Raw genomic sequence first — 8,186 nt, 5'->3', positions numbered from 1 at the left:
GCCATTCATCCTCGACGGCGAAGCATCGCTGCGGGCGAACAAGCATCGACAATGCCAACCAACTTTGATGGTCGGCACCATCCGTTCGGCCCGTGCGCACGGCCGTGCGTGTCGAGGTGGACCGCCCGGAGAATGCGGGCTCACCGGCGAAGCGAACGGGAAGCAAGGAACCGTTCTGCGTACTTGCCAAGCAGGTCCGCTTCGAGATTCACCGCGTCGTCAACCTTGCGTTCCCGCAAGGCGGTGACTTCAGCCGTGTGCGGGATGATCCAGACGCGAAAGCTTTTTTTTCCGGCCGCTGCTACCGTAAGGCTGATGCCATCGACGGCGATTGATCCCTTCAAGATGACGTAGCGCATCACGTCGGGCGGCGCGCCGACTTCGAGAACGTGGTCCCGGCCGGCCCGTTCCCATCGAAGGATCCTCCCGACCGCGTCGATGTGGCCCGTCACAAAATGGCCGCCCAACCGGTCATTCGCCCGCAGGGAACGCTCGAGGTTGAGGAGAGATCCGGGACGCGCAAACTGGAGATTGGTTCGCTCCCATGTCTCGCACAGCAAATCAAACTGGATCAACTTGCGTTTCGAGCGCGGCACCAGTTTTGCAACCGTCAGACAACAGCCGTTGACTGCCACGCTGTCGCCGATTTTCAGTCCGCGGACGCACACCCTCGCGCGCACGGTCAGTCGAATGGAACTGGCCGAGGTTTTGATGCTCTCGACGACGCCTGTTTCTTCGACGATCCCCGTAAACATGATGCAGCCGCAAGCTTCACCTTGCGGAACTGGAGTTCAACTGGTGCGTGCGCCGTTCGTTCTGTATGGCGACCCGCTCGGAGGCTGGGGCTGCGCGGTGCGCGCGGTCAATAACAAATCCGGCCCGAGCCGCCGCCACTCGACCCGACGCAGTTGTATGATTTCATCCAAACGCCGGACACCATCGCCGGCGACCGCCTTCCGCGCGTCGCGTCCGCCAAGAATTTTCGGCGCGTAGAAGAATGCCACGCGATGCGCGAAACCGGCGAGCAGGAACGATGAGTTCACTTCGCCGCCGCCTTCAACAAGGAGGCCGGTGACGTTTTCTGCGCCCAGTTTTTTTAACAACCACTTCAAATCCAATTTTGGATTTTGGATTTTGGATTTCGAACCGGCCGAAGGCGCAACGATCACCTTCACGCGCCTGGCCAGCGCCGCCACGCGACGTTGCGGCGCGCGCTTGCTCACCACCAGTGTGGTCAACGCCGCGAATTCATCGTTCACGATTCTTGCGTCCGTCGGCGTCCGCGCCAGCGAATCCAAAACGATTCTGCGAAGCGGCTTTCTTTCCTTCTGCCTTCGAACTGTCAGGCTTGGATCGTCCGCGAGGATCGTGTTGATGCCGACCAGAATGGCGTCCGCCCCCTGGCGCAGTTTCATCCCATACGCACGCGCCTTCACACCGGTGATCCATTTCGATTCGCCGCTCGCAGTCGCGATTTTGCCATCGAGCGTCATCGCGGCTTTCACCGTCACAAATGGTGTGCGATGGACAATCCAATGATTGAATGCCTCGTTCAACCGAGCGCATTCGTCGGCCAATTGTTGGTGGAGGTCGCGGTCCTCTGCGCGTCGCTGCCCGGCCAGACCCGAAACGGCGCGCACGGACTGACGCGCCCGGCCTTCGCCCAGCGAGACAACTCTAATTCCGGCCCGCTTCAAATTCTTAAAGCCTTTCCCCGCATGTTGCGGATTCGGATCGGTCGTACCGACGACCACACGCTTGATGCCCGCAGCTTTGATGGCCTCTGTGCAGGGCGGCGTGCGACCATGCGTGCTGCACGGTTCGAGCGTCACATAAAAGGTCGCGCCGCGTGGATTGTTGCCGCGCCTTTGCGCGTCGCGGAGCGCCTCGATTTCCGCGTGGGCTTCACCCGCACGATGATGCCAGCCGCGTCCGATGACTTTGCCACCCTTCACCAACACCGCGCCCACCATCGGATTCGGCGAAGTCGTGCCGTATCCGCGCCGGGCGAGCCCGAGGGCGAGGCGCATGAATTGGGCGTCGGACATTCTTCCTGTGTTGTAGCAGCCGACGCAAGGAGGCTCAATTCTTTAACCACAGATGAACACGAATTTTGAACCGCAGTGGCCTGGAGAAAACCAGATCGTGGGAATGAGTTCGACAAAGGCGTGGAACACAACAGCCGATGGCCGGTGTGCTCCCCATGCCAAAACAGTTCTAGCACCTTCGTCGCGTTGCGATTCTTTTGTAGCGGCGGCCTGTGACCGCCGAACGGCGGCGCTCGCAGAGCGCCGCTGCAACCCAAACGTGCCGCGGGTCGCCCGCCCGCCGCAGCATTACTGCGGAGGATCGACAGACCTGCGCTCCAAGGCGCGTCTTTGTGAGGCGGAACGAAGGCGCGCTGGGTTGTATGAAATCCTGCTGGAATCCGTTCAAGTTCCGCATAATCAGCAGAAATAAAGACTTGAAATGTGTGCCTCTCAGGCACACATTACGCCCGTGCCGGTTGAAACAAAAGAACGTCGTGAGGAAAGGTTGGTCGCCCGCGTGAGCGGAGCGGACAAGCAACTGTTCCAGCGCGCCGCCTCGTTGGAGGGGCGGTCGGTGGCTACGTTTGTCATTGCTCACGCTCGCGAGGTTGCCCGGCGCATTGTCGCCGATTACGAAACCATCGAGCTGGATGCCGCACAATCCCGTCGCTTCGTGAAGGCGCTGCTGAATCCCACGCCCACCGTACCGAGCCGTTTGAAGAGAGCTGGCGCTGTTTACCGGCAACGCGTGGCGGCTTGATTCACGGTTCATCCTTCTTTTCCAATCCCAGCCAATCGGGAATTGCCTTCATCGGCAGGAACATCTTCTGCCCGTCCAGCGGATGGAATCCGAACGTCGAGTAGAACTTCGCGGCATTCTCATTCTTCGGATCAACCACAACCGCAACCGACCCGATGACCGAACTATTCTCGTAAGCACGCTTGAGCGCGTCCACCATCAACAAATCGCCCAACCCCTGTCCTTTGAATTCGAGCGCGCGAGCCAGCCGTCCCAGCAAGGTTGCCGGCATTCGTGGATACTTCGGCAATTTCCTGGCCAGCTCTGGCGGCAGCTTCTCCAGCTCCACCGTGGTAGCTGAGAGCGTATAGAAGCCAGCAACACGACCGGGGTCAGCAACCGGCACAATTACAAAGCAAGCCGACGCTCGTGCCTTGGCCTCCTTGCGCGCTCGCGTCCGCAGGAATTCTGTCAACTCCGGCGATTCGCACGAGAATTCCTCCCTTCGATGAATGGCGGGGTCGAGAATCTCAATTCGAAATTGTGGTTGGCCGGCCATGCGATGGCGGCAGTGTAGCTGGGAATGAAATTCGTTTCAACGCGAAGGCGCGAAGATCCGATTGTAGCGGCGGTCTGTGACCGCCGAACGGCGGCGCTCACAGAGCGCCGCTACAACACAAACGTGCTGCGGGTCGCGAGGCGATGATCGAAGCGATAACCGGTGCAAGGACGGCGGTCGGCTTCTTGTGCCAGTACCGTTCAAGCCATTCGAATCCCTTCTTAACCAGTTCGTTCATTTCGCACCGAATACATAGCCAGTTTCGGAGCCTTTGGCGACCCAATCTGGTCAGCACAAACTGTAAGGTTTCCCTCCTTTCCCCGACCAACTCCCTTCATGAACGAGCATTTCGACGCCATCATCATCGGCACGGGCACGTTGAGGACGCTGTTGCATCGGCTGGCCGTCCCGGCGCCTTCGCGTCTCCGCGGTTAAAAGATTCACTCCTCAAACAACGCCTGCGCGAATTGTTTGGCGTCGAAGGGCTGCAAATCGTCCGGTTGTTCGCCGAGGCCGATGAATTTGATGGGCAGGCCGAGTTCCTTCTGAATCGCCACCACCATGCCGCCCTTGCTCGTGCCGTCGAGCTTGGTCACGATCAGACCGGTGAGCGGGACGGCTTTGTTGAATTCACGCGCCTGGTTCAACGCGTTCATGCCGGTGCTGCCGTCGAGCACGAGCAGGACTTCGTGCGGCGCACCGGGCAGTTGCTTGCCGATGACGCGATGGAGCTTGTGCAGTTCCTGCATGAGGTTGTGCTTGGTGTGCAGTCGGCCCGCGGTGTCAATGAAGAGGTAATCGGCCTTGCGCGCCTGCGCGGCGGTGACGGCGTCGTGCGCCACGGCGGCGGCGTCCGCGCCATACGCGCCCGCGATGACGTCGACCTTGAGCCTCGCACCCCAGAGTTTGAGCTGCTCGATCGCAGCGGCGCGAAAGGTGTCGCACGCGGCAAGCAAAGCGGTCTGGCCTTGCGACTGGACGAGATGCGCGAGCTTGGCGGCGGTTGTCGTCTTGCCCGTACCGTTGACCCCGACAATCGAGACGACGCTCAGGCCGCCAGCGGCCTTGATCAAATCGGGTTTATTCAACGAAAGATTTCTTTCAATTTCAGCGCGGGCGATGGCGAACACATCCAGACCCGCGCTGCCCTGGGATTCATAGGTTTTTTTCACCGCGCCCACAATTTGTTGGGTCACGGCCACGCCGAGATCGGCGGCAATGAGAACGGCCTCGAGTTCTTCGAGCGATTCGCCGGCAAGTTTGGGAGAGCGCGTGACAATGCGTTTGATTTCCTGCGCCAGCCTGCCGTGGGTCTTGGCAAGGCCGGACTTGAGTTTTTGAAACAAGCTCATTGCTGAATCGTGAAGGGCCGAATCGTCAGATCTCGATCGAGTGAGTTCAACGATTCAATGGTTGAACCGATCGCCGGCTGACCGCCTCTTTAAGCTTTTCCATGTGTTCGTAGGGCAGCCTGACGGTCCCGATGAGGGGTTTCCCTTTGCTGAGGCCGTGGCAGTCCGAGCCGCCGGTGATCAAAAGGCCGTGCTCCGTCGCCAGGCGAACATAGTGCTCAGCGGTGGATGCCGTGTGTTTGGTATGGAAACATTCGATGCCGTCGAGGCCCGCAGCAACAAGGTCGGGAATGATTTCGTCGGTGCGGTTCAACCCCGGATGTGCCATCACGGCCAGGCCGCCCGCCTGATGGATCAGCCCGATGGCATCGAGCGCCGAGATTTTAAACTTCGGCACCCAGGCCGGACGGTTCTTCTTCAGAAAACGCTCGAAGGCCTCGTCAAGGCTCGCGCAAAATCCGCCCATCACCAGAGCGCGTCCGACGTGCGGCCGGCCGGGCGAGCGGCAATTGGCAAGAGCGAAAACAGAGTCGGCGGAAAGCGGCACGTTGATTCGATTGAGGCGCGCGACCATCTCGCGGATGCGGTTCTGACGGACGTTCTGAAATTTTTCCATTTCGGCCAGCAGCCTCCGGTTGTGCGTGTCAACGAAGTAGCCGAGCAGGTGAAGCTCGATTCCGTCCAGTTCCGCCGTCAATTCCGTCGCGGGAACAAATTCAATGCCCGCCGTCCGGCACGCAATCGCCATGCGCGCGCAGCCTTCCACCGTGTCGTGGTCCGTGAGCGCCAGGGCGGCAAACCTCAGTTCCTTCGCGCGACCCGTCAGTTCCTCGGGCGTGTAGGTGCCGTCGGAAAAATTCGTGTGAAGATGGAGGTCGGCGAACTTCATTTGACAATCCTCGCCGGACGCAGGAGCTCGCCCTTGATCTTGTCCAGGATGCCGTTGACAAACTTGCCGCTGTCGTTGGTGGAAAACTTTTTCGCGATATCTACCGCCTCGTTGATGCTGACCACGGGCGGGATGTCCTCGCGATAAAGCATTTCGTAGATGGCCAGGCGCAGGACATTACGGTCCACGTTGGCGATGCGGTGCAATTCCCAGTTCTTCGCGTGCTTCTTGATGTGCTCGTCAATTTCGTTGCGATGCTCGATCGTCCCGCGAATGAGCGGTTCGGCGAAGAGGCGGGCGGCGGACTCCTCCGCAGTGGGCGGCGGAAGCTCGACCTTCTCTCCCCAGGTGGCAGGCCCCTTCTCCTCCGCCAGCGCGGCGGCACGCTGCGAGTCCCAGAACTGGTTGAGCGCGTCGTCCAGTTCCGCGGACGGGTTCAGGTCATACTGAAAGAGAAATTGCACCGCGCGTTCCCGCGCTTCACGTCGTGTGCCCATATTGCGGCAAGAATGAAGGAGGAAGGAGGGTGGCGGAAGGAAAAACTGCGCGGCGACGTCAGGAGGAACGCCAGCCAAGCCTTCCGATTGAAGGGCCAGCCAGCCGCCAATCGGACGGCGCTCGGTTTGCGCGACGCTCAGCTTTTGCAGCAGTGGATGGTGACGGTTTTCATTTGAGAGCGAGCGTAGTCTCCCGCACCACCTTCCGAATCATTGGTGTAGGGCTTCACTGTACGCGTACTGTGAGGCATCCCATCCTGTAAGACGAAAGCCCTGAGCAAGACTTTCTATTCGCGATGCTTCCTGCAGACGCCACTTCAACAGCTTGAAGCCTGCGGCTTGAGGCTCGTAAACCAACCTGGCCTTCCATTCCTTTCTGCCGATGGGCGCAGCAACCTTGAGGCTAAGGATTTCAAAGTTTGTCTTTGCATCACCAAGCGGGATATGTCCGCCGAAAGCCCAGTTCGTCCCAACTCGGCCAAGAAGGTCAAGGCTGCCGAGCATCATCGCCCTGCGCGTCCGATTGTGAACTTCGAACCTCACATGTCCGGAATCGTGCGCCGCACTTGAAACCGTAATGGTGACTGGATCACTTTTTTGGCGTACACGCAAAAAAATACCGCCAAAACCAGCAACGCAGACCCGACTATCCGCCTTGTGAACCGCCAGCGTATGTTCACGGTGGGCTTTGCAGAACGACATTCCAACTCTCTTACGATCATAAGCCCACATACAAGGCGCACTGAGCGGCACCGTTTTCTCAATACTTGGGCACGTTGTGATCAATTTCATCCGCCCAGGCGGTGATGCCGCCCTTGACGTTCTTCAAATACTTGAATCCCTGCTCGCGCAAGAATTTCAGCGCCTTCATCGAGCGGATACCGCTCTTGCAGTGAATGTAATACTGCTGGTTCGGGTCGAGTTCCGTGAACTTCTCCTGCAACGTGCTGAGCGGAAACAGCGGCACACCGTCAACATGAGCGATTTCGTATTCGTCGGGCTCGCGCACATCGATGACCTTGATGCCAAGCTTCGGGTCTTCCAGCGCCTTTTTCATGTCATGCACGGTGACCTCGTCCGGATTCTGCGCGGGCGTCGCCGGCTCGGGCGCGATACCGCAGAACATTTCGTAGTCGATCAGTTTTGTGATCGTCGGCGTGTCGCCGCAGATCGGACATTGGGGGTCCCGGCGCAGTTTCAGTTCGCGGAACTTCATGTCGAGCGCGTTGAACAGGAGCAGTCGGCCGACGAGTGAACCGCCCTTGCCGAGCGCCAGTTTCAAAATCTCGGTGGCCTGGATGCAGCCAATGATGCCGGGCAACACGCCGAGCACGCCGCCTTCCGCGCAACTGGGGACCATGCCGGGCGGCGGCGGTTCGGGATAAAGGCAGCGATAGCAAGGCCCGCCGAGGTGCGGCGCGAACACGCTGGCCTGGCCCTCAAAACGGAAGATCGAGCCATAAACATTGGGCTTTTTGAGCAGCACACAGGCGTCGTTGGTCAGGTAACGTGTCGGAAAGTTGTCGGTGCCATCCACGATGATGTCGTACTGCTTGATGATCTCGAGGGCGTTTTCGCTCGTGAGTCGGACGTTGTGGAGGACGACCTGGACGCCGGGGTTGATTCCGTTGATGGTTTCCTTTGCCGACTGCGCCTTGGGCCGGCCCACATCGGCGTCCGTGTGCAGAATCTGGCGCTGGAGATTCGAGAAATCCACCGTGTCGAAGTCCACGATGCCGAGCTTGCCGATGCCAGCGGCGGCAAGATACATGGCGATAGGGGAGCCAAGCCCGCCGGCGCCGATGCAGAGGACGCTGGTGGAACAAATCTTTTTCTGGCCGGGCAAACCGACTTCGGGGAGGATCAGGTGCCGTGAGTAACGGCGAATCTCATCGTTGCTTAATTGCATAAATGCTATAATCCGGCTGAGCGTAGAACAGCTTGCGGATAAATCAAGTCGCTGCACGGAGCCAAAGCCGTGAAGAAACATACAATAAGCCGTCGTGGGCTTTCGCAGTCTTACTCGCGACATTTCCAGTCACGATCCTAATTTGTGCAAATACTTACCAAGATGCCACGCTGTTTTCCGGGCCGGAATCTTGTTCCGATTGAAGTCGTGG

General features: G+C 59.2%; 9 protein-coding genes. 1 reads left to right on the top strand and 8 read right to left on the bottom strand.

What is annotated here, in order from left to right:
* Nucleotides 1–140: 140 nt before the first annotated feature.
* A complete protein-coding gene (locus tag VN887_14470) occupies nucleotides 141–755 on the bottom strand; it encodes a riboflavin synthase (protein HXT41213.1) in 615 nt (204 codons plus the stop codon).
* 36 nt (nucleotides 756–791) lie between these two features.
* The gene (ribD, locus tag VN887_14465) at nucleotides 792–2,048 is read right to left on the bottom strand and encodes a bifunctional diaminohydroxyphosphoribosylaminopyrimidine deaminase/5-amino-6-(5-phosphoribosylamino)uracil reductase RibD (protein ID HXT41212.1); all 1,257 of its coding nucleotides are present in this window, start codon (nucleotides 2,046–2,048) and stop codon (nucleotides 792–794) included.
* A 451-nt stretch (nucleotides 2,049–2,499) separates the two neighbouring features.
* Here ribD and VN887_14460 point away from each other — a divergent pair, with 451 nt between their 5' ends.
* On the top strand, nucleotides 2,500–2,790 hold the full coding sequence (locus VN887_14460) for a DUF1778 domain-containing protein (protein ID HXT41211.1): 291 nt from the start codon (nucleotides 2,500–2,502) through the stop codon (nucleotides 2,788–2,790).
* Between the two features lies 1 nt (nucleotide 2,791).
* Here the strand turns inward: VN887_14460 and VN887_14455 are convergent, their stop codons facing one another.
* The 6 genes from VN887_14455 to moeB form a co-directional block, all read right to left on the bottom strand.
* On the bottom strand, nucleotides 2,792–3,328 hold the full coding sequence (locus VN887_14455; protein HXT41210.1) for a GNAT family N-acetyltransferase: 537 nt from the start codon (nucleotides 3,326–3,328) through the stop codon (nucleotides 2,792–2,794).
* A 440-nt stretch (nucleotides 3,329–3,768) separates the two neighbouring features.
* Nucleotides 3,769–4,680 (bottom strand): signal recognition particle-docking protein FtsY, encoded by a 912-nt coding sequence (ftsY, locus tag VN887_14450; GenBank protein ID HXT41209.1) that lies wholly within the window; start codon nucleotides 4,678–4,680, stop codon nucleotides 3,769–3,771.
* Nucleotides 4,681–4,726: 46 nt separating this feature from the next.
* Nucleotides 4,727–5,569, bottom strand: a complete 843-nt coding sequence (locus VN887_14445) for a PHP domain-containing protein (GenBank protein HXT41208.1) — start codon at nucleotides 5,567–5,569, stop codon at nucleotides 4,727–4,729.
* Nucleotides 5,566–6,066, bottom strand: a complete 501-nt coding sequence (gene nusB / locus VN887_14440; protein ID HXT41207.1) for a transcription antitermination factor NusB — start codon at nucleotides 6,064–6,066, stop codon at nucleotides 5,566–5,568. The genes VN887_14445 and nusB overlap by 4 nt, the downstream gene beginning before the upstream one ends.
* 210 nt (nucleotides 6,067–6,276) lie before the next feature.
* Nucleotides 6,277–6,858: a hypothetical protein gene (locus VN887_14435; protein HXT41206.1), complete on the bottom strand. Its 582-nt coding sequence runs from the start codon at nucleotides 6,856–6,858 to the stop codon at nucleotides 6,277–6,279.
* Entirely contained in the window at nucleotides 6,827–7,975 is a 1,149-nt protein-coding gene (gene moeB, locus VN887_14430; protein HXT41205.1) for a molybdopterin-synthase adenylyltransferase MoeB, read from the bottom strand. The genes VN887_14435 and moeB overlap by 32 nt, the downstream gene beginning before the upstream one ends.
* Nucleotides 7,976–8,186 lie beyond the last annotated feature (211 nt).

It is taken from the genome of Candidatus Angelobacter sp. (genome assembly GCA_035607015.1).
Taxonomy (GTDB): Bacteria; Verrucomicrobiota; Verrucomicrobiia; order Limisphaerales; family AV2; genus AV2.
The sequence above is the reverse complement of the archived record's forward strand: the minus strand, read 5'-3'. Positions and strand labels throughout refer to the sequence as shown.